The following is a 25511-nucleotide window of genomic DNA, read 5'->3' on the forward strand; positions in this document are numbered from 1 at the left end:
TGGGGAATGGGGTCTTGCTGGTGTCCAGGTTACCGGCTGGGGGCCTGGAACCGTGAATCTATGGTGGTCAGCGCTTGTTGCCGGAGCGACGACGGGCCTTGCGGCGCTCGATGCGGCGACGTTCGATCTCCTCGGCGCTGAGCGAGCCGTGGCCGGAGGCGGAGTCGTTGGCCTCGGACTCGTCCTTCGACGAGGCCTTGGCTCCCTCGCGCTCGAGGGTGCGGCGGTCGCGGACCTGCTTCTTGAGCTCAGCGCGCTGGGCGGAAGCTTCCTGCTTGGCGAGGCGCTTCTCGACGGCGAGGGTGAGGCCGTGCATCCACTGCTCGTCTGGCAGGGTCGTCCATTTCTGGGTGGCCAGGTTGCGGTAGACGGTGATGATCTCGCCCGCGCTCATCTCGGCGGGGAAGTCGGAGGCAACGTGCTGCTTCTTGGCCTTGGAGCGAAGCTCAGCGAGGGTGCGCTCGTTGAGCTCGTCGATGCGAGGATCGGAGCCGGCAACGCCCAGGGCGGCGCGCTCACTGTCGTAGTTCTGGAAGAAGGGCTTGGCCCATTCCTGGTAGCCGGCCTCGCGGGAGGCGAGGAGGTCGGCGTAGGCCGGGGAGCCGGGGGTCGGCATGACCTTGATGGTCCAGAAGGACTGGGCGAGCGCCCAGAAGGAGGCGGTCACGGTGTAGATGACGACGCCCATCTGGAAGAACGCGCCGGAGAAGATGAACATCAGCGGCATCACGTACATCATGGAGCGCTGCGACTGAGCCATCGGGTTGTCGCCCATGTCGGGCATGTTGCGCGAGAAGGACAGGCGCATCGAGACGAACTGCAGGACGACCATGAGGACGATAGCGGCGATGAAGACAGTGACGATCGCGGGCTGGCCCCAGGAGTCGCGCAGGGTGTGGGACAGCGGAACGCCGAAGACGGTGGAGTTGACGATCTCGGTGGACACGGACTCGGTCAGCGGGCCGAGGTGATCGGTGGAATCGCCGCGGTAGGTGTAGGTGCCGGCGGAGATGGAGGAGACCGCGATGATGGCGCGGTACATGCCGAACAGGACGGGCATCTGCACGAGCATGGGCAGGCAGGAGGCGAAGGGCGAGACCTTGTGCTTGCGCTGGAGGGCCTGGGTCTCTTCCATCATCTTCTGACGGCTGACCTGGTCCTTCTTGCCCTTGTACTTCTCCTGGATCTTGCGCATCTCAGGCTGGATGGCCTGCATGGCTCGCGAGGAGCGGATCTGCTTGAGGAACAGCGGGATGATGGCAATACGCACCAGGATGGTGAGCAGCACGATGGACAGGACCCACGCCATGCCGGAGCCGGAGGACATTCCGACCAGCACGAGGAAATCGTGGATCCACACCCAGAGCCACGCGAGGGCCCACGCGAAGGGGTGGAGGATTGCGTCGAACATAGTTTTCGCTTTCGCCGTGGCGCTCGTGCGCCGCTGTTTCGTTGTTCCTTAGAGTCCCGAGGCCGTGTCCGGCTCGGTCAGGTCGTGCTCCGGGTCGAGTCCCATGGGGGCGGGACGTTCCCAGTTATCGTGTCCAGCCCAATCCTCGGGTGGGATCCATGGGTCGGGCTTCCAGCGTCCACGCTCTGGTACGTGGTCCACTCCCCCGTGGCTCCAGGGGTTGCATCTCAGCAACCGCCAAGCCGCGAGGATGAGTCCCTTGATGGGTCCGTGGACGCGAATGGCCTGGAGAGCGTAGGTCGAGCAGCTGGGTGCGTATCGACACCGGGGGCCGAGGGCCGGGGAGATGTAGCGCTGGTAGGCGACGATGGGTGCGGACACGAGGGCGCGTAGCGCCCGGCCCACCAGGTTCATCGCGCGTCCCACTTGCGCCACGCTCGCGCCATCACGCGGTCGAGGTGTTCGCCGAGTTCCTTGGAGGGGACGCCGAGGGCGTTGCGTGAGGCCCTAACGACGACCCTGGATCCTTCGGGGAGTTCGGCAATCCTTTCGCGCATGAGGTGGCGCAGCTGCCGCTTGACGCGATTGCGTCCGTTGGCGCGCTTGATTTCCCGCTTGGGTACGACGAAACCGACGAGGCGACTGTTGCGTTCCTCGTCGGCTCGGACGTGGACGACGACCAGCGGATCTCCTGCTCGCGTTCCTTGTCGGATCGCGGCGGCGAAGTCCGCTGGGTCAACCATGCGGTGCGCGCGCGGCAGCACCGGTGTGTCTCAGGCGGACAGCTTGGCGCGGCCCTTGCGGCGGCGGGCAGCCAGAATGGCGCGGCCGGCGCGGGTCGACATGCGCAGACGGAAGCCGTGCGTCTTGGAACGACGACGGTTGTTGGGCTGGAAGGTCCGCTTGGTGGTCACGGCAATTCTCCTCGGCGGGGAGTGGTTTCCCACTCGGTATCGGTTGGGCTATCGACACGTAAGCACGCGCGATAGCGGGGACGCACGCCCGAAATGGGCGCAAACAAAGATCAAGCCTAAGCGGATTGGGGCCACACGTCAACGCGGCAACGTTACCCACCGCGTCACACACAGTATCCACAGCTGTGTAAATCACTGTGGATCTCATCCATCCACAGAGGGTGGATGAAGGGAGTTATCCACAGGCTGTTCGTATTTTTGCTTTCCGCACGCTGCTGCGGACCCAAAGTTGTAACTACAGAGCTGTGATTCTGTGATAGTTCTCCACAGCTCCATCCCCAGTCTGTGCATAACATGTGTGCGGACTACACTGCGACAATGTACGAGCGTCACGCACATCACCAAGAAGTCGTGACCGAACTCACCCGTATTTGTGACCGGAGGTTGCCGTGGAGTCGGATTCCCTCACACGCGCATGGGCTGCGGCCCTGGACGCAGTCCCCACCGACGAGCTGGGGCCCGTCGCCACGTCGATGCTGCGCTCCGCCCGCCCCCTCGGCGACATCGAAGGCACGATCCTCCTCGCCGTCCCCAACGATTTCACCAAGCAGTGGATTGAAGACAAGGCGCAGTCAAAGCTGACGACCGCCCTGTCCGTGCACCTGGGCCGCACCGTGCGCATCGCCATCACCGTCGATCCCACGCTCGAGGTCGTCACCGAAGAAGAGGAAGAGGAGGAGCCGACCTCTGTCGCACCCACCACGCATGCGGCCACCCCGGCCTCGTCGATTGAAGCACCGGAAGAGCACCACTCCCCCGCCCTCGTGACGGCTCCTACCGACTCCGGTCCCACGCACCTGAACCCCAAGTTCACCTTCGACACCTTCGTCATCGGCCCGTCGAACCGCTTCGCGCACGCGGCCGCGCTGGCGGCCTCGGAAACCCCTGGTACTGCCTTCAATCCCCTCTTTATCTACGGCGATTCCGGACTAGGTAAGACACACCTGCTCCAGGCCATCGGCCACAACGCGCTGTCGATGATGCCTCACCTCAAGGTCCGCTACGTCAACTCCGAAGAATTCACGAACGAGTTCATCAACGCGATTCGCCTCAATAAGACGGACAACTCCCAGGTCGAGGCCTTCCACCGCCGCTACCGCGAACTCGACATCCTCCTCATCGACGACATCCAGTTCATCGGCGACAAGGAACAGACGGTCGAAGGTTTCTTCCATACCTTTAATGCGCTGCACAGCGCCAACAAGCAGATCGTCCTGACCTCGGACCTGCCCCCGGCCCAGCTCAAGGGATTCGAGGACCGCATGCGGTCGCGCTTCTCCTCGGGCCTGCTCGTGGATGTTCAGCCGCCGGACCTGGAGACCCGCATCGCGATCCTCCATAAGAAGGCGGATGCCGAGGGCCTCGAGGTCACCCCTGAGGTGTTTGAATACGTGGCCTCGCGCATCTCCTCCAACATCCGTGAGCTCGAGGGCGCGCTCGTGCGCATCGGCGCGTGGGCGTCGCTGTACCAGGAGCGCATTGACTTGAACCTCGCGCAGATGATGCTCAAGGACTTCGTGTCCAACCCGGACGACAACGAGATCACCGTCAGCCTCATCATGAGCCAGTGTGCCGTCTACTTCGGCGTCACCATTGAACAAATGGGTTCCTCGGAGCGCAGCCACAACGTCGTCGAAGCCCGCCAGATCGCCATGTATCTGTGCCGCGAGCTCACCGACCTGTCCCTGCCCAAGATCGGACAGGCTTTCGGACGCGACCACACGACGGTTATGCACGCGAACAAGAAGATCTCGAAGCTTATGAAGGAAAAGCGCGAGACCTTCAATCACGTGTCGGAGCTTACAAACCGCATCAAGCAGAAGGCCAGGGAGTCGTGAAAACGGCGCGGGCGCTGACGAAAGTTGGCGCCCGCGCCCCATTCACAGGAGTTGTGCACATCTGGTGCATGAGCGAGCTCAAGCTGTGTAGAAAGAGGGCATGCCTGTGGATCTCAAAAAGTTGTCATTTGCTTCGTGCACAGGACCACGTGACGAATCCACAGCCTCGTCCCATAATGACAGCACAGTTATTTGATTGAAATTCCGCCGCATAAGGGAGTTATCCACAGAACTCACAGCCCTTATGATGGAAGGACAGTCACATGACAAAAATTTTTTCACAGGCCTCCGCACAACAACGTCGCCGCCGACGCTACGCGATGGCACGCGCGAGGCAAATTTCCTGCCCCACGTGGGCACACTTGTGGGTAAAGTAGTGTCCGATCCGTTTTGTGTTTTGGAGGCAGCTATGAAGTTCACCGTCGCCCGCGATGTTCTGGCCGAAGCCGTGTCGTGGACCGCCCGCGCGCTCCCCGTGCGTCCGGCATCGCCGATCCTGGCCGGCGTGCGCATCAAGGCTGAAGGCGACGAGCTGACTCTGTCCTCCTTCGACTACGAGGTCTCCGCGAACTCGCACATCCCCGCAACCGTCGACGAGGCCGGCGAGGTCCTGGTCTCCGGTCGTCTGCTCGCCGACATCTCCAAGTCTCTGCCCTCCAAGCCCGTCTCCGTTGAGCTCGATGGCCAGAAGGTGAACCTGGTCTGTGGCTCCTCGCACTTCACGCTCGCGGTCATGCCCCTCGACGAGTACCCGCTGCTGCCTGCGCAGCCCACGGGCATCGGCGCGATCGATTCCTCGACGCTGTCGCAGGCCGTCTCCCAGGTGTCGATCGCCGCGTCGCGCGACGACACGCTGCCCCTGCTGACGGGCGTGCGCATCGAGATCAACGGCCCGGCGATCACGCTGCTGGCCACCGACCGCTACCGTCTTGCCATGCGCGAGCTCGATTGGGAGCCCACCAACACCTCCATCGAAGAGGTCGCCCTGGTCAAGGCCCGCATCCTCCAGGACGTCGCCAAGTCGATGACCTCGGGCGCCAAGGTCGAGGTCGGCCTATCCGGCGAGTCCCAGCCCGGCGCTTCGTCCCTCATCGGCTTCACCGCCCAGGGACGCCGTACCACGTCGACGCTCATGGATGGCGACTACCCCGCCGTGCGCCGCCTCTTCCCTGACACGACGCCGATCCAGGCTGTCGTCGATCGCCACGCACTGCTCGAGGCCGTCAAGCGTATGTCGCTGGTCGCCGAGCGCAAGACTTCCGTGCGCCTGGCATTCACCGAGGGCCAGCTCGTCCTCGAGGCCGGACAGGGCGACAACGCCCAGGCCTCCGAGGCCATCGAGGCGACCCTGAACGGTGACGATATTTCGACCGCGTTCAACCCGCAGTTCCTCATCGACGGTCTGCAGGTCCTGGACACCGACTACGTGCGCTTCGGCTTCACGCACCCCACGAAGCCGGCCGTCATTACCGGCCAGAAGAAGGCCGACGAGGGCGAGGTCACGCAGTTCCGCTACCTGCTGATGCCCATCCGCTTCGGCATCTGACGTGCGCGTCTCCCACCTGGCCCTCGACGACTTCCGCTCCTGGAAGCACGGGGTCGTCGAGCTGCCCGAGGGCCCCACGGTGCTCGTGGGCGCGAACGGCCAGGGAAAGACAAACCTCGTCGAGGCGCTTGCCTACCTGTCCACGTTTTCGTCGCACAGGGTCGGCGCGGAGGGTGCCCTCGTGCGCATCCCCATCGACGAGGCCGAGGCCGCCCCGGGTGGTGCCGTCATCCGCGCGCGTGTTGTGGCCTCGGGCCGCGAGCAGGTCATCGAGCTCGAAATCGTTCGCGGCAAGGCCAATCGCGCGCGCATCAACCGCGCGCAGGTCAAGCCCCGCGAGATTCTGGGCATCGTGCGCACGGTCGTGTTCGCACCCGAGGACCTCTCGCTCGTGCGCGGCGACCCGTCTGTGCGCCGATCTTTCTTGGACGACCTGGCCACGCAGCTCTCCCCCATACACGCCTCCGTGCGCTCCGACTTCGACCGGGTCGCACGCCAGCGCGCGGCGCTCATGAAGGCCGCCCAGGCCTCGCTCCGCCGCGGCCAGTCCCCCGACCTGTCGACCCTCGAGATCTGGGACCAGCAGTTTGCCGCCCTGTCTGCGCGCATCACCGCCACGCGCGCATCCATCGCATCGCGCCTGGAAGAGCCGGCCGCGCGCTCCTACGACGACGTCGCCGACTCCCCGCGCCACCTGCGCCTCGCCTTCGATGCCTCGGTCGACCGCGTCATCGGCACCGACCCCGACAACCCGGCCAGCGCTGATCTCACCGACGTGGAGGCTCAAACCGAGCGCATGCTCGCGGCCCTCGCGTCGGTACGCGAGAAGGAAACCGAGCGAGGCGTCAATCTCGTCGGCGCACACCGCGACGACCTGACCCTCAGCCTCGGCGCGATGCCCGTCAAGGGCTACGCCTCGCACGGCGAATCATGGTCGGTTGCCCTCGCGCTGCGCCTCGGCGCATTCGAACTGCTCAGCGACGACGGCGACACACCGATCCTCATCCTCGACGACGTGTTCGCCGAGCTCGACTCCTCGCGCCGCGAGGGCCTGGCCGCCCTTGCCTCGAAGGCCGAGCAGATCATCGTCACCTGCGCGGTCGCCGGCGACCTGCCCGCCTCGCTCGACCACCACGCCCTGCGCGTGCGCCTCGACCCCGAGCGCGGCACTGTCATCGACGAGGCCGACGATGAGTGAGCGCGAGGACGTGGCCGCCGACGAGCTGAGCGGATCTGAGGCCCCCGGCGACGAAGTCGACGCCGACGAGTTCGTCGTCCGCGCCCTCGAACGAGCCCAGAGCGTCGCCCGCACGCACGGCTACACGAGGTCCACCCTGCCCTCGTGGGGCCTCGACGAAACACGTCCCCGACGCAGCCTCGACGGATCCAGCGAATATGCCGCCATCGAAACCGACGGATTCGGCCGCCTCGCCGACGAGGAGAACGTCTCCGCGCGCGCCGCAGCCCGAGCCGCCGCCTACCGCCACGCCAACGGGATCGAAGCCCCGGCCTCGTCGACAGAAGAAGACCCCGAGGGCGACCTCGCGGCCCTGCGCCAGGCCCTGGAGGGAACCGGCGCCTCGTGGAGCCGCGCCCCCGGCATGGCAGCCATGCGCCCGCGCTACCGGAGGGCTAATTCCCTGGGCGTGATCCTGGCCCGCACGATCAAAACCCGAGAATGGGACACCCCCACCAAGATGGGGTCGATCATGGCGAAATGGCGCGACATCGTGGGCCCCCAGGTCGCCGAACACGCCCGCATAGAGACCTTCGAGGGGCACCGCCTGGTCGTGCGCACCGACTCCACAGCCTGGGCCAAACAGCTCCAGCTTCTCCTGCCCACCATCGAGCGGCGAATCGCCGAGGAAGTCGGGTCCGGCGTCGTCGAGCAGGTCATCATCCGAGGACCCGTCGCCCCCTCGTGGAAGAAAGGCCCCTACGTCGTGCGTGGCCGAGGCCCTCGCGCGGACTACGGGTAGGTCAACACTCGAGAAAATAGGTGAGGGACTCCCCCACGTGGTCGGATTTTGTTAGTCTTCAGATTGAATCCCGCACACCAGTGCGAATTTGACGAGGAGTAACGATGAGCAATCCGTACGCGCAGCAGGGCGGTAACGGTTGGGGAAACAACCCTCAGGGGCAGCAGGGCTACGGCCAAGGTCCCTACGGGGCGCAGCCTCAGCAGCAGGGGTACGGGGCGGGCCAGTATGGTGCCCAGCCCCAGCAGCAGAGCTACGGGCAGGACGCGTCCAACCCGTACGGCGCTTCGAACACGCAGAATCCTTACGGCGGGCAGAGCTCATCGGATCCCTACGGCGCTTCGAACACGCCAAATCCCTACGGCAGCCAGGGTGGCAACGCCTACGGCGCGCAGAACCAGGGCGGCTACCCGCAGGGTTACGGACAGCCCGGAATGTCTCCGATGGGCACTCCCCCGCAGGGCGAGAAGTCCAAGGCTCCCCTTCTGATTGGCATCGTTGCGGGCATCGTCGTCCTCCTGATGATCGGCGGCCTCGTCGTGTGGGGCATGCTCGGCTCCAGCTCGAGGAGCGCGTCGGGTCCGTCCTCGGACCGTACCTCGTCCTCGTCGGGCGGCTCAGATTCCGGTTCTGGTTCCGGTACGTCGAGTGGCTCCGGAACGTCTAACGGCGACCAGGGCAGCGGCTCTGGCTCCGGTTCGTCCAACGGAAACAAGGGTTCTGGTTCCGGGTCATCGAAGGGAAACAGCGGATCGAAAGACCGCTATGTCGCCGATCTTGCTGGCGGAACTGTCCACGTTGAGAGCACCAAGATTGAGTTGGGTCCGAGCGACGACGACAACGATCCGACCGTGGTCGCAACGTACACGATCACCAACAACAACAAGAACGAGGATGTGAGCCCCCTCGCCGCCCTGCCGCTGATGTATCAAAATGATGAGCATTTGGATGCCGCGACATTCCTCAAGAAAGATCTTCCAGGCTATTCACCTATGGATCTGTTAAGGAAGATGAACGTGGGTGAGACCAGGACGGTCGTGATCGCTTACAAGCTCAAGAGCACCACGGAGACCGTCACCATCCTAGGTCTTGACTTGTTCGACAACAGCAATGAAATTGAGCCCATCTTCTGGGATCCGAAGTGATCTGACGCCGTGCGCGGCCTGCATCGACAGGCACATGTCGCGCTGCGGCGGTGACCGTAACGCACGCGGTCGAGCCGCCTGAACGCGCGCAACGGGGCCGCCCTCCCAGCCGGGAGGGCGGCCCCGTGTGTCCCAGCTGCAGCCACAATCGGCATGTGACTCATCACAGTCGAGTTTTCGTTGCAATCACACAGTTTGTAAAGTAACCCTCCGAGCCTGTCAATCCCGGGTACAAGCGTCACTTTTGGTAGAATCTACAAGGTTAAACATCTATTTTCGCGCAATGCGAGGGGAGCCACGTGGCTGACAACGAGAAGACCGCCGAAGGCGAACAGTCCTACGGCGCATCGGACATCACCGTCCTCGAGGGCCTGGAAGCCGTCCGCAAGCGCCCGGGCATGTACATCGGATCCACCGGCGAACGCGGCCTGCACCACCTGGTGTACGAGGTCGTCGACAACTCCGTCGACGAGGCCCTGGCCGGCTACGCCGACCACATCGAGGTCACGATCCAGGCAGACGGCGGCATCAAGGTCGTCGACAACGGCCGAGGCATCCCCGTCGACGAGCACCCCACCGAGCACAAGCCCACCGTCGAGGTCGTCATGACGATCCTCCACGCCGGCGGCAAGTTCGGTGGCGGCGGTTACGCCGTCTCGGGCGGCCTGCACGGCGTCGGCATCTCCGTCGTCAACGCCCTGTCCACCCGCGTGAACACCGAGATCCGCCGCCAGGGCTACGTCTGGCGCATGTCGTTTGCAAACGGCGGCACCCCCATCACCCCCCTCGAACGCGGCGAAGAAACCAACGAGACCGGCACCACCCAGGTCTTCTACCCCGACCCGGAGATCTTCGAAACCGTCGAATTCGACTTCGAGACCCTGCGCCAGCGCTTCCAGCAGATGGCCTTCCTCAACAAGGGCCTGCGCATCACCCTGACCGACGAGCGCGAGTTCGCCACCGACGAAGGCGATGAGATCGCCGGCGGCGAGGAGGCCTCGGACAAGAAGACCAAGGGCCACCGCACCGTCACCTACTGCTACGAGCACGGCCTGCGCGACTACGTCGAATACCTCGACTCCGCCAAGAAGTCCGACACGATCAACAACGAGATCATCGACTTCGAAGCCGAAAACGACGAAGGCACCATGAGCGTGGAAATCGCCATGCAGTGGACCACCGCTTACTCCTCGTCCGTCCACACCTTCGCCAACACCATTAACACGACCGAGGGCGGCATGCACGAGGAGGGCTTCCGCACCGCGCTGACCTCCCTCGTCAACCGCTACGGCCGCGACAAGGGCATCATCCGCGACAAGGACGACAACCTCACCGGTGACGACGTCCGCGAAGGCCTGACCGCCGTCATCTCTATCAAGCTCACCGAGCCCCAGTTCGAGGGCCAGACCAAGACCAAGCTCGGCAACACCGAGGCTCGCACCTTCGTCGCCCAGCAGGTCTACTCCAAGCTCACCGACTGGTTCGACGCCCACCCCGCCGACGCCAAGGCCATCATTGCTAAGGGCCAGGCCGCCCAGGCCGCCCGCGTCGCCGCTCGCAAGGCCCGTGAGGCTACGCGCCGCAAGGGCGTCCTCGAATCCGCCTCCATGCCCGGCAAGCTGCGCGACTGCTCCTCGCGCACGCCCTCCGAGTGCGAAATCTTCATCGTCGAGGGCGACTCCGCAGGCGGCTCCGCCGTCGGCGGCCGCGACCCCGAGCGTCAGGCGATCCTGCCGATCCGCGGCAAGATCCTCAACGTCGAAAAGGCGCGCCTGGACCGAGCCCTGTCCTCGGACACCATCCGCTCCCTCATCACCGCCTTCGGCACCGGCATCGGCGAAGACTTCGACATCTCGAAGCTGCGCTACGGCAAGATCGTCATCATGGCGGACGCCGACGTCGACGGCCAGCACATCGCCACGCTGCTGCTGACCCTCCTCTTCCGCTACATGCGACCCCTCATCGAGGGTGGCCACACCTTCATCGCCATGCCCCCGCTGTACCGCATCAAGTGGACCAACGCGGAGCACGAATTCGCATACTCCGACAAGGAGCGCGACGAACTGCTCGCCGCCGGCGCCGCCGCGAACCGCCGCCTGCCCAAGGAAGGTGGCATCCAGCGCTACAAGGGTCTGGGCGAAATGAACGACCACGAACTGTGGGAGACCACCATGGATCCGGCCAGCCGAATCCTCAAGCAGGTCACCCTCGACGAGGCCGCAGACGCCGACGAGACCTTCACGATCCTCATGGGCGACGACGTCGACCGACGCCGCACGTTCATCCAGCGCAACGCCACCGACGTGCGCTTCCTCGACATCTGACATCACCCACGACCAGCCCAGCCCCGGCCTCGTACCGGGCGGGCCTGATCGAGCAGAAACAACGTAAGGAAAAACGTGAGCGACGAGCAGACTACTGACGCGCGGCACATCTCGGACACCGAGCGCATCCGCCAGGTCGACCTGCAAAAGGAGATGCAGCGCTCCTACCTCGACTACGCCATGAGCGTCATCGTCGGGCGCGCCCTGCCCGACGTGCGCGACGGCCTCAAGCCCGTCCACCGTCGCGTCCTGTACGCCATGTACGACGGCGGATACCGCCCCACCTCCTCGTTCTCCAAGTCCTCCCGCGTCGTCGGCGAGGTCATGGGTAACTATCACCCCCACGGCGACGCCGCGATCTACGACGCCCTCGCGCGCCTCGTGCAGCCCTGGTCGCTGCGCTACCCCCTCGTCGCCGGCCAGGGTAACTTCGGTACCCCCGGCAACCTGGGCCCCGCCGCACCCCGTTACACCGAGTGCAAGATGGCGCCCCTGGCCATGGAAATGGTCCGCGACATCGACGAAGAATGCGTCGATTTCCAGGACAACTACGACGGCCGCAACCAGGAACCCACCATCCTGCCCGCGCGCTTCCCCAACCTGCTGGCCAACGGCTCCGAAGGCATCGCCGTCGGCATGGCCACCCGCATCCCGCCGCACAACCTGCGCGAACTCGCACGCGGCGTCGAGTGGGCCCTCGAGCACCCCGATGCGTCACGCGAAGAGCTCCTCGAAGCGCTCATCAAGCTGATCCCCGGACCCGACTTCCCGACCGGCGCCACCATCCTGGGCCACAAGGGCATCGAAGACGCCTACCGCACCGGCCGCGGCTCCATCACGCAGCGCGCCGTCGTCAACGTCGAGGAAATCCAGGGCCGCCAGTGCCTCGTCGTCACCGAGCTGCCCTACCAGGTCAACCCCGACAACCTGGCCGACAAGATCGCCCAGCTCGTGCGCGACGGAGCGATCAGCGGCATCGCCGACATCCGCGATGAGACCTCCGGCCGCACCGGTCAGCGCCTCGTCATCGTCCTCAAGCGCGACGCCGTCGCCAAGGTCGTCCTCAACAACCTCTACAAGCGCACCAGCCTGCAGGAGAACTTCTCCGCCAACATGCTCGCGCTCGTCGACGGCGTGCCCCGCACCCTGTCGATCGACGGCTTCATCCGCCACTGGATCAACCACCAGATCGACGTCATCGTGCGCCGCACGAAGTTCCGCCTGCGCAAGGCCCTCGAGCGCCTCCACATCCTCGAAGGCTACCTGAAGGCCCTCGACGCCCTCGACGAGGTCATCGCCCTCATCCGCCGCTCCCCCACGGTCGACGAGGCCCGCGCCGGCCTCATCGAGCTGCTCGACGTGGACGCCATTCAGGCCGACGCCATCCTGGCCCTCCAGCTGCGCCGCCTGGCCGCCCTCGAGCGCCAGAAGATCATGGACGAGCACGCCGAACTCAAGGCCCGCGTCGACGACCTCAACGACATCCTCGCCAAGCCCGAGCGTCAGCGCGCCATCATCTCCGCCGAACTCGGCGAAATCGTCGACAAATTCGGCGACGAGCGTCGCACCCGCATCCTCCCCTTCGACGGGGAAATGTCGATGGAAGACCTCATCCCCGAAGAGGACGTCGTCGTCACCATCACCCGCGACGGCTTCGCCAAGCGCACCCGCACGGACAACTACCGCTCGCAGAAGCGCGGCGGCAAGGGCGTGCGCGGCACCCAGCTGCGCGGCGATGACGTGGTCGAGCACTTCTTCGTCACCACCACGCACAACTGGCTGCTCTTCTTCACCAACCTCGGCCGCGTCTACCGCGCCAAGGCCTACGAGATCCCCGAAGGCGGTCGCGACGCCAAGGGCCAGCACGTCGCCAACCTGCTGGCCTTCCAGCCCGACGAGCACATCGCACAGGTCCTCGCGATCCGCACCTACGAAGACGCTGACTTCCTGGTCCTGGCCACCAAGCGTGGCCTCGTCAAGAAGACCCCGCTGAGCCTGTACAACTCGCCCCGCTCCGGCGGCATCATCGCCATCAACCTGCGCGAGGACGAGGACGGCAAGCCCGACGAGCTCGTCTCCGCACAGACCATCATGGCCGACGAAGACCTCATCCTCGTCTCCCGCGACGGCCAGGCCGTACGCTTCACCGCCACCGACGACCAGCTGCGCTCCATGGGCCGCTCCACGTCCGGCGTGCGCGGCATGAAGTTCCGCGGCGACGACGAGCTGCTCAGCATGGAGGTCCCGCGCGAGAACACCGACCTGCTGATCGTCACCGAGTCCGGCTACGCCAAGCGCACCCCCGTCGAGGAATACCCGACCAAGTCGCGCGGCACCCTCGGCGTGCGCGTCGGCAAGCTCGTCGACGAACGCGGCGGCCTCGTCGGCGCCCTCGTCGTGCGACCCGATGAAGACGTCATGGTCATCACCGAGTCCGGCAAGCTCGTCCAGGTCAACGCCTCCGACGTGCGACCCACCGCCCGCAACACTATGGGCGTCATCTTCGCCCGCCCGGACGACGGCGACCGCATCATCGCGATCACCCGCAACTCCGACTCGGGCGACGAGGACGAGACCGACGAGTCCGAGAACACCGAGGCCACCCAGGCCCCGGATGCCGCCGAGGGGACCGACGCCCCCGCAGACGAGGCCACGGCCTCTGAGGGCGACGACACCGCGGACGCGCAGAACTGACGGATGATCACGGGACGAGGCGGGGGCCTCGTCCCGTGATCAATCTGCCAAAGCGGCGCGGAACCAGCGCCGGTGCCAGGCGATGCGGTAGCCTGGCAGGTAGGAAGTGCGACCTGGAAGGAAACCCATGAGCGACCACGTCTCGAGCGCCCGCAGCGACGCTCCCCGCCGAGTTGACCTGGCAATCGCGCGTATCGACGCGTGGACCGTCATGAAGGTCTCCTTCCTCCTGTCGGTCGCCCTGGGCATCGCGATGGTCGTCGCCACGATCATCCTGTGGCTCATGGTCGACGCCATGCACGTGTTCAGCCAGATCGAGGACTTCCTGCAGACCGTCGGTGCCGGCCGCTTCGTGGACCTGCTCGACTACGCTCGACTGCCTCGCGTCATCTCCTACGCGACGATCGTCGCCGTCATCAACGTCATCCTGCTCACCGCCCTGTCGACGCTGGGAGCCATGCTCTACAACGTCGTCGCCTCGCTGGTGGGCGGCGTCAAGGTGTCCCTCATGGATGAGTGAGGGCACTCGCGCAAGGGGTCGGCTGATGCCGGCCCCTTTTGCTATGCCTGGCGACGGTTATCGCGCTGCTTGTAGCCCCGCCTGATCTCCTTGTAGCCCCGCCTGATCTCCGGCCGCCGCGTGGCCTGCCCGCCCGCTCGCCGTCCGCGCTGCGAGCTTCGCTCGGCGCGTCGTCTCGAAGCCCGGCCAGGCCCCGCAGGCCACGCGGCGGCCTCCAATCGGGCGGTGCTTGGTACGTGTGCCCCGCCGCCGCCCACGGGCAGCGTGGCCTGGCCCTCCGGCCCCTCCGCTGCTCTCGGCACCGGCAGCAATGGGGGTTTTGCAGCATTAGGAGCTGACTGCCGGCGTGTCGTCGGCGTGTCGCGCCTCTAATGATGCAATTCCCCCCGTTTGGTGGCGATGAGGCCGCCTCTTGGACTGGTGTCGTGCCCAAAGTGCAGACCACCTCAGTGAAAAACGCTGAAAATGGGGTGTTGCGGGCGAGGTGGTCTGCGTTTTGGGCGCAGTGGTGTCTGGGATGGTGCGTGTGCTTGCTGAGCGCCTGGTGGCTGGGCCCAGGTGTCCACCTGCGTGGCCGGTTCGCTAGTTGATGCCAATCCGCGTCAGGCGAGCCGGCAACAGCGGGCTAACAACAGCACGCAGAAACCGACCCGACCGCGACGGCTGACGGTGATCGGAAGCAAGCGAAGACCTCTGACACCGCCACGCATACGGGTTGTGGCTAAGTGGCCCCGGCCAGGTCGACGCAACGACGGTGGCCGGCGCGGGCAGGGGGAGCAGCGGACTCACCCAGGAACCCGCCGTCACGTAGATGTGCATCAGCCCGTCGATGCTCGCGAAAAATCCACCGTCAACAACCGGCGCTGGAAAACCCACGGGATCAAACGCATAGACGCTCTCGAGCGCTGGGGGAGTGGTGGCCGCCGCCGCGTATAGCGCGAGATTCGCGCCCTTTGAATGGCCGACCACGGTGAGTGGCCCATCGGCCCGCGACGCCGCATACGCCAGGTAGTTGGTAGCCCACCGCTGCGAATCAGTCGGAAAATCGAGGCCGAAGCGGGCATCCTCCGCCCACCCAACCGCGCTTGCATCCGTCCCGCGCAAGACCACGTAGGTCGCCCCGGCCTCGTCGATGAAGGTGACGGCACCAAACTGAGCAAGCGGGCGAGACGTCAGTCGAGTGACCGCGTCGCGCACGCGCAGGCTCCCGAAGCGCGCGCTCGCACCGGCGGCCTCCAAGAGGGGACGATCGGCGTGGGACGCCAATGAATAGCGATACAGAGACGGGATGGACGAGGCTTGGGCGGCCTCTCGGAGCAGGCATCCGCGCGGGGAACGAGGCCCGGGCAGCGCGTGAAAATCCACGTAGACCAGGCAGGAGAGAGCGAGGGCGTCAGCGGGGGAGAGGTCCGCTCGTAGCGGTGTGCGCGAGTCTCGGACGTGCTCGATGACGGTGGTCACGAGGCCCCCCTCCTCTCCGTCGAGGGCCGGACGATCACGGTCGTGTTGGACGTCACCAACGCTCGATTTTGCCGGATGGCCCTGTGCTGTGTACTATATCCGAGTGCCCGCAAGGGTGCCGGTTGGGCCTATAGCTCAGTAGGTTAGAGCGCAGTCCTGATAAGACTGAGGTCGGTGGTTCGAGCCCACCTAGGCCCACCATCCGCAGGCGAGCGAAAGCGGAGGATCATCATGAAGAAATGGGTCACCTGTTGTGTGGCTGTCGGATCCGTCGTGGCCGTCGGCATCGCCGTCCGACAAATTCTTGTTGATCTTTCCGATAATGCTGACCTGTGGACGTCCGTCACGGACGCCGTGGAGGACTGAGTTCCTCCAACGGGGCTATGGCGCAATTGGTAGCGCACCTGCTTTGCAAGCAGGGGGTTACGGGTTCGAGTCCCGTTAGCTCCACTCGACGTACAAGGCTCGAGCCCTTGCCATCTTGGATGGTTTCGGTTCGGGCCTTTTTGCTGTCTTGGACCCAGCCACGGGCGTTGGTGAGGCGGCTCTGGCGTCGGCGTCATCCCGTGGACACTCACCTCAACCACGGTGAGGCCTGGCATGGGCTGCAGATGCCGCACGTACATGCTCGTAAGCGGCGAGCGCCTCGCGTCGCGACTCAGCCAGGTCGACGACAGGTACGATAGGCCGATCGGATCCCTCTGGGATCCAGCGTTTGACGTAGCGGCTGCGCGGGTCGAACCGGGTTCGCTGGAGTTCAGGGTTGAAGATGCGGAAGTAGGGCGCAGCGTCCGCGCCGCAGCCGGCCACCCACTGCCACGAGACAGGATTGTTGGCCTCGTCTGCGTCCACGAGAGTCTCCCAAAACCACTGCTCGCCGTCTTGCCAGGGCTGGAGCATGTTCTTGGTGAACAGCGATGCAGCGACCATGCGCACCCGGTTGTGCATCCAGCCTGTCTGCCATAGCTGCCGCATTCCAGCGTCGACGAGGTCGATACCGGTGCGGCCCTGTCGCCAGGCCAGCGCCAGGTGGTCGTCGGGATCGTAGGGGAATTCCGCGAAAGCTGGACGCATGGGCGTGTCCTCTAGATGCTCGCGGTGGTGGAGCAGATGCCAGCTGAACTCGCGCCAGTAGAGTTGCCTGGTCCACGCGGCGATATCCTCGCCCGAGGCCGTGCTGCGACGGGCTGCGGCCACGGCTTGGCGCGGCGATAGTTCCCCGCACCGCAACCTCGGCGAGATTCTGCTGGTGGATGTTTCCTCCCCGGGCAGGTCACGGCGTGTGGCATAGCCGGGCAGCCAGCTGTCGATGGTGTCCAGTTGCTGTTGGGCTGCCAATTCACCGGGCTCCCAGTGCTGTGCGAGGGTGTCTTCCCACCAGGTGGGGCCGTCGTCGAGCAAGCCAATGTCCTCCAAGTTCTGCAGGACACCGTTCTCCCGCAACGAGGCGAGGGCTGTGGCCGCGCCGTCTGGCTTGTTGACCGGTGAGGGCTCGGGCAGGAGGGGACCGAGGGGCAGGTCGGCGACGGCGTGGCTGAACGGTGTGAAAACTTGGTAGTGGGAGCCGTTGGTCGTCTGCATGAGCCAGGGCTCGGCGAGCAGGCTGCCGGGGTGACTGTGCACCTCGGTGCGGGATTTCAACTCTTGCTTGATGGCGGCGTCCAGTCGGCAGGCTGCCGGGGCGTAGCGTCGTGTCCAGTGCACGACGGTAGGTTGCAAGGCGTCCACGACTCGGCGCATGACGTTCGCGGCATCACCCCGGGCGAAGACGAGTGGAATGCCAAGGTCAGCAAGCCGCGGTGTCAGCTGCTGCAAGCTGCGGTGGTACCACCACCGGGTGGCCGCACCGAGCGGGCGTGGGCCGTGCCGGTTGTTGTCGTCATCGGTCCTGCGGGTTTCGTGGATCCACAGTGCCACCACGGGTCCACGTGCTGCCGAGCATGCGGCCGTCAGGGCCGGATGGTCAGCCAGACGGAGATCGTCGCGAAGCCAGATCAGTGTGGTCATGGATGGTCCTTGAGAGTGTTCAGCGCAGGAGTTGGCCGGTGATCGTGTTGGCGAAGGGTGGGAGGGTCATCGGCTGCTGCTCTCGATCACGGAAGGTCTCCACCCAAACCCGGGCGCAGAGTGTTGTGTTCATGCACGTTATCGTCGGTGCTCATCGTACTTGACAGGCGAGCGGTGCCACGAGATACGCCAGGAGGTCTGGGGACGGCGCGTGGCCGAGCCACAATTCTCAGCCATTGTGCGTAGGGCCACGTGTCACCCGCAACCTGATGGTTACGGGAATTTGTGAGCTTCGACAACTTGAATAGGTCATCGTCGCTGCTGAGGCCATATTGTGCGCTCGGATAAAACTTGTCCGACCACCTGGTTACCGGTGGAGAATCAGGGTGCCACGTCACAAAAAACATGCAAAGTGGCCCATCAGCTGCACTGAAAGCCCGTATTTATCCACAGTGCTATGCACAGTTGTGTATAAACCGTGTGGACGGTTGTTTGTCGGCGCTTCATCATTGTTTGAAAACTGACCTACATAGGTGAAGTTGGAAGGCTTCTCATCTCGGAAAATAGCGTCTTCACACTTGTTGAGAAACTCGTAAAATTGGCTTGAAACATACACTTTTCGCACATTCAGGAGAAGGCTGTGCACACCAATTTCATGTGGTCGAAGGCCTCCAAGCCGGCCCAGCTGCTTGCCATGCTGGTCACGACCGCCCTCGTTATGCTCGGCGTCACGACGCTGCCCACATATGCGGCGGCCCCGACGCTCAAACTCGCTATCACACCCGACGAGACCTCGTACCTCTCAGGTGTCGAGCAGCGCTACGTCGTCGAGTTTTCCTGCGCCTCCACGACGGAGGACTGCCTCGACTCGGTTGTCAGCATCACGCTGCCCCACACGGTGACCCCCGCGGGTAACTCGAACCTCGACTCGGCCCCCGAAGGCGTCAACGCCACGGCCACCGCCGGCAAGAAGGTCGTCACCCCCACGATCAAGGCTCCGACCGCGGGCGCCGACGGCCTCGTCACCTACAACCTCGGAACAGTCGCCGCAGGCTCGTCGTTCCAGACGGTCCTGACCTTCACCGCCCCGCGCGGCGTGACCCCCGGCGGCTCCACCGTCACCCCGGTCGCGACCTTCACCTCGGGGGACAGCAAGGAAACCTCCCAGGCGACCGTCACGATCAAGTCCGAGCCGACGCCTCTCCTGAGCAAGACCGGCCCGGTCGCGACCCCCAAGAACGTCGACGTGACCTACCAGATCACGCCGAAGTACGACACTAACGTGGACGGCCTCAACGGCAAGTCCAACATGACCGATGTCGTCATCACCGACCCGCTGCCGGCGTGCGCGAAGTACGTGTCCTCCTCGGCCTCGGGTAACACCAAGACGAACACGGCCGCGACCGTCGAGAGCTCCTACGACGCCGCGACCCACACCGTCACCTGGAACGTCGGCGACGTCAACCCCGCGTTCATGAACATCGTCCTGTCCGTCACCGTCCACTACGACGACACCTGCACGGATGAGACCGTCACCAACACCGCGAAGCTCACCGGCAAGGAGATGCACAACGAGACCAACGTTGTCACCGCCGACGCCTCCTTCACGCACCGCTTCGACAGCGAGATCCGCTACGGCGGCGGCTTCAACAAGCGCGCCATGAGCCAGTTCGAGCGTGGCAAGCAGGGTAACTGGCTGTACAGCTACTCCAACAACTCCAACGTCCCGGTCGTCATGGAGTACACCGACTACCTGACCTGTGGCCTCGTGTCGCCGACCGATGGCTCCAAGGACTGCGACAAGCCCCTCATGCGCGTCAAGACGATCGACACCCAGACGACGACGCCCATCGAGATCACCTACTGGACCAACAAGGGCAACACCGGCACTCAGACCGTCTACCGCGGCAAGGCATTCGACTTCTCCTCCTTCGCCGCCGACGAGTACCTGACCGTCTTCCACTACAAGCAGACGATCCCCGCCGGTGAGTCCTCGATCCTCAACGTCGCCGGCCCCGTCGGTGCAGGCACCCCCACGACCGAGGACGGCACGACCTACGTCGAGGCTGACACCAACTCCGCCGCATGGAAGGCCGGCAAGTCCGACCAGTACGTGCGCGTCCAGAACTGTGTCACCGACTGGTCCATGAAGTCCCTCGACGGCTCCCGATCTATCCAGATCCCCGCCGACGACTACTGCGACATCCTCACCCTGGGCACCGCGCTGCCCAAGTACTACAACGCCAAGTCCACCATCAAGGGCAACCTGGCGTCCCCCGGCTCCGAGGTTACCTTCAGCGTCACCGCGAACAACACCTCGACCGTCGTTGACTCCCAGCCCGTCATCTCCGACCTGCTGCCCTGCGGCATGACCTTCGTCGAGGACTCCGTCACCGGCGGTCCCGCAGGTAAGGAAAAGACCGTCACGGTCCGCGACGTCACCGACGCCACCGGCTGCACCCGCCAGCTCGTCCAGGTCACCTGGCCCGGCTACCAGACCAAGGGTGGTACTACCATCCAGCTGCGCGGCAAGGTCGGCCCCTCGATGAGCGCCGGCACGCACAAGAACGAGGCCTACATCTCCGCGGCCGAACCCGAGTACGCGCTGACCTCCAAGAAGACCACGATCTGCTTCTACGGCTCCACCGACGACACCTACGACGTCAACGGTGATGGCAATACGGCCGACCAGGTTTGCCCCGTCTCCTCGACCTTCACGGTCTCCGAGCAGGCTGGCGCAGACGTCGTCCTCGAGAGCCTCGGCTCCGTGGAAGGCTCGACCTACAAGAAGTACACCGACGGCGTGTCCATGATCCGCCAGGGTGAAGACGGCCAGTACCGCATCACCCCCACCAACTCCGGTAACGCGGACCTGTCCGACATGACCGTGTACGGCATCCTGCCCCATGTTGGTGACACCGCCATCCAGGGCGGCGACTCCCGTGGCTCCGAGTGGGCACCCATCCTCACCGGCCCCCTCCAGGTCGGTGCAGGCTCGGGTATCGACCCCTCGCAGGTCACCATCGAATACTCCACCTCCTACAACCCCTGCCGCGGCGAAGTCATGAACCAGGGCGACGCCATGGCAGCCGGCCCCGCCGGATGCGACAACAACTGGACCACCACCCCGGCCTCGTGGGCCGACGTGAAGTCCTACCGCATCTACATCAACGGCAAGGCCACCCCGATCAAGGCCGGCGCATCGATCCCGATCATCGCGCCCATCAAGGCCCCCGATAACGCGACCGGCATCGCCTACGAGTCCGTCGCGATCGCGGCCACCCAGGCCTCGAACAACCGCGCCATCCTGCCGGCCGAGCCGATCAAGGTCGCCATGGCCCTCGCGCTCGACGTCGCCCTCAACAAGACCGTCGTCTCCGACGCCTCCAACCTGAAGCCCGGCGACCAGGTCACCTACCGCATCGACGCCGGCAACATCGGCCAGGGCAAGGCCCCCGACCTCAAGGTCAAGGAAGCCTTCCCCGCCGGTACCACCTTCGTGTCCGCCGAGACGCACAAGTGCGCCTCCGGCTACACGACCGGCCTGCCGCAGGAATGTAAGGGCACCGACGAGGCCGGCACCTTCGACGGCACCACGTGGACCATTGGCGACATGCTCGCCGGCGAATACGCCTCGCTCTTCGTCACCGTCACGCTGAACGCCGACACCGACGGCAAGACCCTCAACAACACGGCCGCCTTCGTGAACCCGCCCGAGTACGACCTCGTGCCCGGCAATAACTCCTCCTCGGCGTCTATCACCGTCAAGCACCGCCTGTCCGGCAAGGTGTACTACGACGCGAACGAGTCCTCCTCGTTCGACAACGGTGAGGACCCCTTCAAGGACATCACGGTCGAGCTGCTCGGCGCCGATGGTAACGTCGTCGCCACCACCAAGACCGACGCGGACGGCAACTACTCCTTCACCGGCCTCGATGCCGGAACCTACACGGTCAAGGTCACCAAGGCTGGCGACATCGCCGAGCTGACCCAGACCGAGGATCCGGACGGCACGAAGGACAACGCCTCCGGCGCGATCACCCTGAATGCCGACAACCCGGTCCGCGAGAACGTCAACTTCGGCTACATCAAGAAGCACGCGATCTCCGGCACCGTCTACCTCGACCAGAACCGCGACAAGACGAAGAACACGGGCGACATCGACCTGTCCGGCGTCACCGTGAAGCTGCTCGACAAGGACGGCAACGTCGTGGGTACGACCACGACCGACGCGAATGGCAACTACTCCTTCACCGGCCTGAACGACGGTACCTACACCGTCCAGGTCGACAAGACCGGCCCGCTGGCGGACAAGGAGCAGACCGAGGACCCCTCCGGTAAGACGGACTCGCGCTCGCAGGCCATCACCTTCACGCGCTCTGACCCGGATGTCATCAACGTCAACTTCGGCTACGCCGAGGATTACACGGTCTCCGGCACCGTGTACTACGACAAGGACCGCTCCGAGTCGCTCAACAACTCCGAGCCCGGCTTCGACGGCATCACCGTGAACCTGCTCGGCGAGGACGGCCAGGTCGTCGCGACGACCACGACGAAGGCAGACGGCACGTACTCCTTCTCCAAGCTGCCCGCCGGCAAGTACACCGTCAAGGTGGAGCCCTCCGACCTCCTCAAGAAGCTTGAGCAGACCGAGGATCCGGACGGCACCAAGGACAACACCTCCGGCGTCGTCCAGGTGAACCACGACAACCCCTCCGTGAAGAACGTGAACTTTGGTTACGCCACGAACTACACGATCAAGGGCACCGTCTACCGTGACGCCGACCGCTCCGAGTCCCTCGAGGACGGCGAGAAGCTCTACCAGGGTGTGACCGTCGACCTCCTCGACTCGGACGGTAACGTCGTGGCCACCACGACCACCGACGCCAAGGGCGCCTACGCGTTCACCAACCTCGAGGAAGGCACCTACAAGGTCCGCGTCCACAAGGAAGGCCCCATCGCCGACCTCGTCCAGACCGAGGACCCCGACGCCACCAAGGACAACACCTCCGGTGACATCACCCTCGAGCTGAACGACCCGATCAAGGAGAACGTCAACTTCGGGTACATCTCGAACAACTCGATCTCCGGCACGGTCTACCGCGACGACAACCGCTCCAACTCCCTCAACGGGGGAGAGGCCGGCTACCCCGAGCAGACGGTCCAGCTCCTCGACAAGGACGGATCGGTCATCGCGACCACCAAGACCGACGCCAACGGCAACTACTCCTTCGACAACCTGCCCGACGGCACCTACTCCGTCAAGGTCGTCAAGGACGGAGCCCTCACCGACCTCGAGCAGACCGAGGACCCGGACGGCACCAAGGACAGCGCCTCCGAGCCCATCGTCCTGAACGAGGACAACCCGACGAAGAAGAACGTCAACTTCGGCTACGTGCCCGACTACTTCATCAAGGGCACCATCTACCGTGATGGCAACCGCTCCGGCGCGCTAGACACGGATGAGAAGCTCTACGAGGGCGTGACGGTCAACCTGGTCGACGCCGACGGCAACGTCGTCGCCACCACCACGACCGACGAGAAGGGCAACTACTCCTTCGACAAGCTCCCCGCCGGCACCTACTCCGTCAAGGTCGTCAAGGATGGCCCCATCGCCGGCCTCGAGCAGACCGGTGACCCGGACGCCACGAAGGACAACGCCTCCGAGCCCATCACGCTGAACAACGACAACCCGTCCAAGACGGACGTCAACTTCGGCTACGTGAACAACAACTCCCTGTCGGGCACCGTCTACCGCGATGACTCGCGCAACGGCGACCAGGACGGCACCGAACCCGGATACTCCGGTGTGACGGTCCAGCTCCTCGACAAGGACGGCAACGTCGTGGGTACCACGACGACCGACAAGGACGGCAAGTACTCCTTCTCCAAGCTGCCCGACGGCACCTACTCCGTCAAGGTCGTCAAGGACGGCGAGCTCGCCGACACCGAGCAGACCGAGGACCCGGACGCGAACAAGGACAACGCCTCCGAACCGGTGACCCTGGGCGAGGACAACCCCTCCAAGGACAACATCGACTTCGGATACGTTCCCGACTACTCGATCCACGGCCTCGTCTACCGAGACGGTGACCGCTCCGAGTCGCACGGCGCGGGCGAGAAGGGCTACGCCAACCAGACCGTCGAGCTGCGCGACAAGGACGGCAAGGTCGTCGCGACCACCACGACGGATGAGAACGGTGCCTACTCCTTCGAGAAGCTGCCCGCCGGCGACTACACCGTGAAGGTCGTCAAGGACGGTGCCCTCACCGACCTCGACCAGACGGAGGACCCGGACTCCACCAAGGACTCCACCTCCGGCGTCATCTCGCTGAGCAACGACCACCGCACCCAGACGGACGTCAACTTCGGCTACATCGCCAACAACTCCATCAACGGCACCATCTACCGCGACGGCGACCGCGACGGAAAGAAGGGCGACACCGAAGGACGCTACTCCGGCGTGACGGTCCAGCTCCTCGACAAGGACGGCAAGGTCATCGCCACCACGACGACCGACAAGGACGGCAAGTACTCCTTCGAGCACCTGCCCGACGGCACCTACTCCGTCAAGGTCGTCAAGGACGGTGCCCTCACCGACACCGACCAGACCGGCGACCCCGACAACAAGCTGGACAACGCGTCCGAGCCGATCACCCTCGACGAGAAGAACCCCACCAAGGGTGACGTCGACTTCGGCTACGTCCCGAACAACACCATTAAGGGCACCGTCTACCGCGACGACAACCGCGACAAGACGATCGACGGTGACGAGCCCGGCCTCGAGCGTGTGAGCGTCCAGCTCCTCGACGAGGACGGCAAGGTCATCCAGACCCTCGACACCGACGCGGACGGCAACTACGCCTTCCAGCACCTGCCCGACGGCAAGTACACCGTCAAGGTTGTGCGCTCCTCGTCCATCAAGGACTACGACCAGACCGAGGACCCCGACGCCACCATCGACGACACCTCCGCGGTGTACACGATGGGCCCGGAGAACTCCCTGCAGGAAAAGGTCAACTTCGGCTACGTCCCGGACTACTCGATCGCCGGTCGCGTCTACCGCGACTCCGACAAGTCCGGCTCCTACACCGACGGTGAAGAGACCTTCTCCGGCGTGACGGTCGACCTGCTCGACAAGGACGGCAACGTCGTGGCCACCACGACGACCGACAAGGACGGCAACTACTCCTTCGAGAAGCTGCCCGCCGGCACCTACCGCGTCAAGGTCCACCCGGACGGCGACCTCGCCGGCCTCGACCAGACCGAGGACCCGGACGGCATCGCCGACTCCATGTCCGGTGAGATCACGATCGGCTTCGACAACCAGAAGGTCACCGGCGTGAACTTCGGTTACGTCGCGCCCGACGTCCCGGCCACCAAGCCGAAGAAGGGCCTCGCCCGCACCGGCTTCGACGGCCTGATCGGCGGTGCTGGCCTGGGAGCGGCCGTCGTTGGCGGCATGTTCCTGTGGATGCGTCGCCGTCGCTAGGACTGAGGATCATTCGGCCTGAGCCTCGACGAGGCAGTGGCTGAGTGAGGGGCGGGTACTTCGGTACCCGCCCCTTTGGCGTACCCGGGTGCCTGCTGGGCCGGGCTGCTTGGTGTGCCA

At 64.8% G+C, this 25511-nt stretch carries 16 protein-coding genes and 2 tRNA genes; 12 read left to right on the forward strand and 6 right to left on the reverse strand.

What is annotated here, in order from left to right; genetic code table 11:
• Nucleotides 1-67: 67 nt before the first annotated feature.
• The 4 genes from yidC to rpmH are packed head-to-tail and all read right to left on the reverse strand — an operon-like array spanning nucleotide 68 to nucleotide 2325.
• Entirely contained in the window at nucleotides 68-1411 is a 1344-nt protein-coding gene (gene yidC, locus HMPREF1137_RS08370) for a membrane protein insertase YidC (RefSeq protein ID WP_009054294.1), read from the reverse strand.
• A 48-nt stretch (nucleotides 1412-1459) separates the two neighbouring features.
• Nucleotides 1460-1825 carry a membrane protein insertion efficiency factor YidD gene (gene yidD, locus HMPREF1137_RS10135; protein WP_081493536.1) on the reverse strand — a complete coding sequence of 122 codons (366 nt, stop codon included), beginning with the start codon at nucleotides 1823-1825 and terminating at the stop codon, nucleotides 1460-1462.
• Complete coding sequence (gene rnpA / locus HMPREF1137_RS08375) at nucleotides 1822-2175, reverse strand: ribonuclease P protein component (RefSeq protein WP_009054324.1); 354 nt, start codon at nucleotides 2173-2175, stop codon at nucleotides 1822-1824. The genes yidD and rnpA overlap by 4 nt, the downstream gene beginning before the upstream one ends.
• A gap of 9 nt (nucleotides 2176-2184) precedes the next feature.
• Nucleotides 2185-2325: a 50S ribosomal protein L34 gene (gene rpmH / locus HMPREF1137_RS08380; RefSeq protein WP_003791379.1), complete on the reverse strand. Its 141-nt coding sequence runs from the start codon at nucleotides 2323-2325 to the stop codon at nucleotides 2185-2187.
• 449 nt (nucleotides 2326-2774) lie between these two features.
• Between rpmH and dnaA the strand changes: the two genes are divergently transcribed.
• The 8 genes from dnaA (at nucleotide 2775) to HMPREF1137_RS08420 (ending at nucleotide 14431) form a co-directional block, all read left to right on the forward strand.
• Nucleotides 2775-4223 carry a chromosomal replication initiator protein DnaA gene (gene dnaA / locus HMPREF1137_RS08385; RefSeq protein ID WP_009054312.1) on the forward strand — a complete coding sequence of 483 codons (1449 nt, stop codon included), beginning with the start codon at nucleotides 2775-2777 and terminating at the stop codon, nucleotides 4221-4223.
• Between the two features lie 409 nt (nucleotides 4224-4632).
• Complete coding sequence (gene dnaN / locus HMPREF1137_RS08390; protein WP_009054327.1) at nucleotides 4633-5769, forward strand: DNA polymerase III subunit beta; 1137 nt, start codon at nucleotides 4633-4635, stop codon at nucleotides 5767-5769.
• A 1-nt stretch (nucleotide 5770) separates the two neighbouring features.
• Nucleotides 5771-6967, forward strand: coding sequence for a DNA replication/repair protein RecF (recF, locus tag HMPREF1137_RS08395; protein ID WP_009054337.1), 1197 nt, complete (start codon nucleotides 5771-5773; stop codon nucleotides 6965-6967).
• Nucleotides 6960-7748 carry a DciA family protein gene (locus HMPREF1137_RS08400; protein WP_009054287.1) on the forward strand — a complete coding sequence of 263 codons (789 nt, stop codon included), beginning with the start codon at nucleotides 6960-6962 and terminating at the stop codon, nucleotides 7746-7748. Before recF ends, HMPREF1137_RS08400 begins: the two co-directional genes overlap by 8 nt.
• Before the next feature lie 104 nt (nucleotides 7749-7852).
• Nucleotides 7853-8893 carry a DUF5067 domain-containing protein gene (locus HMPREF1137_RS08405; protein ID WP_009054292.1) on the forward strand — a complete coding sequence of 347 codons (1041 nt, stop codon included), beginning with the start codon at nucleotides 7853-7855 and terminating at the stop codon, nucleotides 8891-8893.
• Between the two features lie 299 nt (nucleotides 8894-9192).
• Complete coding sequence (gene gyrB / locus HMPREF1137_RS08410) at nucleotides 9193-11217, forward strand: DNA topoisomerase (ATP-hydrolyzing) subunit B (protein ID WP_009054297.1); 2025 nt, start codon at nucleotides 9193-9195, stop codon at nucleotides 11215-11217.
• Between the two features lie 75 nt (nucleotides 11218-11292).
• Complete coding sequence (gene gyrA / locus HMPREF1137_RS08415; RefSeq protein ID WP_009054293.1) at nucleotides 11293-13911, forward strand: DNA gyrase subunit A; 2619 nt, start codon at nucleotides 11293-11295, stop codon at nucleotides 13909-13911.
• A gap of 127 nt (nucleotides 13912-14038) precedes the next feature.
• Nucleotides 14039-14431: a DUF3566 domain-containing protein gene (locus HMPREF1137_RS08420; RefSeq protein WP_009054296.1), complete on the forward strand. Its 393-nt coding sequence runs from the start codon at nucleotides 14039-14041 to the stop codon at nucleotides 14429-14431.
• A 582-nt stretch (nucleotides 14432-15013) separates the two neighbouring features.
• On the opposite strand, the gene HMPREF1137_RS08430 is transcribed toward HMPREF1137_RS08420, so the two are convergent.
• Nucleotides 15014-15892 carry an Mbeg1-like protein gene (locus HMPREF1137_RS08430; RefSeq protein WP_009054289.1) on the reverse strand — a complete coding sequence of 293 codons (879 nt, stop codon included), beginning with the start codon at nucleotides 15890-15892 and terminating at the stop codon, nucleotides 15014-15016.
• Nucleotides 15893-16016: 124 nt separating this feature from the next.
• On the opposite strand from HMPREF1137_RS08430, the gene HMPREF1137_RS08435 reads away from it, so the two are divergent.
• From HMPREF1137_RS08435 to HMPREF1137_RS08440, 3 genes are all read left to right on the forward strand, one after another.
• A tRNA-Ile gene (locus tag HMPREF1137_RS08435) sits at nucleotides 16017-16093 on the forward strand.
• Between the two features lie 30 nt (nucleotides 16094-16123).
• Complete coding sequence (locus HMPREF1137_RS10560) at nucleotides 16124-16258, forward strand: DLW-39 family protein (protein WP_003791404.1); 135 nt, start codon at nucleotides 16124-16126, stop codon at nucleotides 16256-16258.
• A gap of 11 nt (nucleotides 16259-16269) precedes the next feature.
• Nucleotides 16270-16342, forward strand: a tRNA-Ala gene (locus tag HMPREF1137_RS08440).
• 129 nt (nucleotides 16343-16471) lie between these two features.
• Here the strand turns inward: HMPREF1137_RS08440 and HMPREF1137_RS08445 are convergent.
• A complete protein-coding gene (locus HMPREF1137_RS08445) occupies nucleotides 16472-17899 on the reverse strand; it encodes a cryptochrome/photolyase family protein (protein WP_009054335.1) in 1428 nt (475 codons plus the stop codon).
• Nucleotides 17900-18554: 655 nt separating this feature from the next.
• Here HMPREF1137_RS08445 and HMPREF1137_RS08450 point away from each other — a divergent pair.
• Nucleotides 18555-25391 (forward strand): SdrD B-like domain-containing protein, encoded by a 6837-nt coding sequence (locus tag HMPREF1137_RS08450; RefSeq protein ID WP_502685354.1) that lies wholly within the window; start codon nucleotides 18555-18557, stop codon nucleotides 25389-25391.
• Nucleotides 25392-25511: the final 120 nt, after the last annotated feature.

The organism is Actinomyces sp. ICM39 (assembly GCF_000282935.1).
Classification (GTDB): domain Bacteria; phylum Actinomycetota; class Actinomycetes; order Actinomycetales; family Actinomycetaceae; genus Pauljensenia; species Pauljensenia odontolytica_B.